The 2,465-nt window shown below is 74.9% G+C and carries 1 protein-coding gene; it reads left to right on the top strand.

The genetic code is table 11. From position 1 onward, the window contains the following. The coding region (locus ACFVWU_RS44730; RefSeq protein WP_387632436.1) for a beta-ketoacyl synthase N-terminal-like domain-containing protein at positions 1 to 2,465 on the top strand (2,465 nt) is incomplete at both ends.

The following is a 2,465-nucleotide window of genomic DNA, read 5'->3' as shown; positions in this document are numbered from 1 at the left end:
GTCCCGCCCCTGGCCGAGGAGGACGGTCTCGCGCTGCTCGACGCCGCCATGGCCGTCGACGAGCCCTACCTGGTCGCGACCGGCCGCATGGCCGCCGGGGCCCGCCCGCGCGGCGAGGTGCCCACGATGTTCCGCGCCCTCCTGCCCGGCGGACGCCGCACGGCCTCCGCCACCGGCACCGGCGCCGCGACCATGACGGCCCTCGCCGCCCGTCTGTACGAGCTGCGCGAGACCGACCGCCTGCGCCACGTCGTGGACCTCGTCCGCACCGAGGCGGCGGCCGTCCTCGGCCACGCCTCACCGCAGGCCGTCGCCGCCGACCGGGACTTCCACGACCTCGGCATCGACTCCCTCACGGCACTTGAGCTGCGCAACCGCCTGACCGCCGTCACCGGCCTGCGCCTGCCCGCGACCCTGGTCTTCGACCATCCGACCCCGGCCGCGATCGCGGACCTCGTCCTCGCGGAGGTGCTCGGCCGGCACGACGAGCCGGTGGCCCCGGCCGCGGCGTCCGCCGCCACCGCCGACGACCCGATCGCGATCGTCGGCATGGCCTGCCGCCTGCCCGGCGGGATCGGCACGCCCGAGGAGCTGTGGGCGCTGGTCGCCGAGGGCCGCGAGGGCATCTCCGACTTCCCGACCGACCGCGGCTGGGACCTCGACACCCTGCTCGGCGGCGGCCCCGGCGACCGGGGGCGAAGCGCCACGGCGAAGGGCGGCTTCCTGCACGGGGTGGCCGACTTCGACGCGGCCTTCTTCGGGATCTCGCCGCGCGAGGCCCTCGCCATGGACCCGCAGCAGCGGCTCCTGCTGGAGACGTCCTGGGAGGCCGTCGAGCGCGCCGGGATCGACCCGACGGCGCTGCGCGGCAGCCGGACCGGCGTCTTCGTCGGCACGGGTGGCCAGGACTACCTGACGCTCGTCATGAACGCCCAGGAGGACATCGAGGGCCACGCGAGCACCGGCCTGGCCGCGAGCGTGGTCTCCGGCCGGATCTCCTACACCTTCGGGCTGGAGGGCCCGGCGGTCACCGTCGACACGGCGTGCTCCTCCTCGCTGGTGGCGATGCACCTGGCCGCGCAGTCGCTGCGCAGCGGCGAGTGCACGCTGGCCCTGGCCGGCGGCGTCACCGTGATGTCGTCCTCGCTCGGTTTCCCCGGCTTCACCCGGCAGGGCGGACTGGCCCCGGACGGACGCTGCAAGGCGTTCGCCGACGCGGCGGACGGGACCGGGTGGTCGGAGGGCGCGGGCGTCCTGGTGCTGGAGCGACTCTCTGAGGCCCGCCGCAACGGGCACCCGGTGCTCGCGGTCGTGCGCGGCAGCGCCGTCAACCAGGACGGTGCCTCCAACGGCCTCACTGCTCCCAACGGCCCGTCCCAGCAGCGCGTCATCCGCCAGGCCCTCGCCAACGCGCGCCTCTCGGCGGCGGAGGTCGACTTCGTCGAGGGCCACGGGACGGGCACCACCCTGGGCGACCCGATCGAGGCCCAGGCGCTCCTTGCCACCTACGGGCAGGAGCGCGAACGCCCGCTGCTGCTCGGCTCGTTGAAGTCCAACATCGGCCACACCCAGGCCGCCGCCGGTGCGGCCGGCGTGATCAAGGCCGTGCTGTCGATGCAGCACGGCGTGCTGCCCCGCACGCTGCACGTGGACGCGCCGTCCTCGCACGTCGACTGGACGGCCGGTGACATCCGGCTGCTCACGCAGGCGGAGGAGTGGCCGGAGACCGGTCGGCCGCGCCGTACGGGCGTGTCGGCGTTCGGGATCAGCGGCACCAACGCGCACGTGATCGTCGAGCAGGCGCCGCCGGTCGAAGCCCCCGCGCCGGAGCCGTCGGTGGCGCCGGGCGTCGTGCCGTGGGTGCTGGCGGGCAAGTCGGAGGCCGCACTGGACGCGCAGCTCGCCCGGCTCGAAGGGTTGGACGCCTCGCCTGTGGACGTCGGCCTCTCGCTGGCCGCCGGGCGATCGCGGTTCGCGCACCGGGCGGTGCTGCTGGACGGCACCGAGGTGGCCCGGGGCGTCGCCGACGGCGAGCGCAGGACGGCACTGCTGTTCTCCGGGCAGGGCGCCCAACGTCTCGGCATGGGGCAGGAGTTGTACGCCCGCTTCCCCGTGTTCGCCGAGGCCTTCGACGCGGTCTGCGCGCAGTTCGACCTGCCGGTCCGCGAGGTCGTGTGGGGCTCGGACGGGGAGCTGATCAACCGGACCGCCTACGCCCAGGCCGGGTTGTTCGCCGTCGAGGTGGCGTTGTACCGGCTCGTCGAATCGCTGGGCGTGCGAGCCGAGTTCGTGGCGGGGCACTCGATCGGCGAGATCGCGGCCGCCTACATCGCCGGAGTGTTCTCCCTGGCCGACGCCTGTGCCCTGGTAGCCGCTCGCGGCCGCCTCATGCAGGCGCTGCCGTCCGGCGGTGCGATGCTCGCCGTTCAGGCGACGGAGGACGAAGTCCGGCCGTTGCTGGGTGA

It is taken from the genome of Kitasatospora sp. NPDC058190, from assembly GCF_042883685.1.
Taxonomy (GTDB): Bacteria; Actinomycetota; Actinomycetes; order Streptomycetales; family Streptomycetaceae; genus Kitasatospora.
The sequence above is the reverse complement of the archived record's forward strand: the minus strand, read 5'-3'. Positions and strand labels throughout refer to the sequence as shown.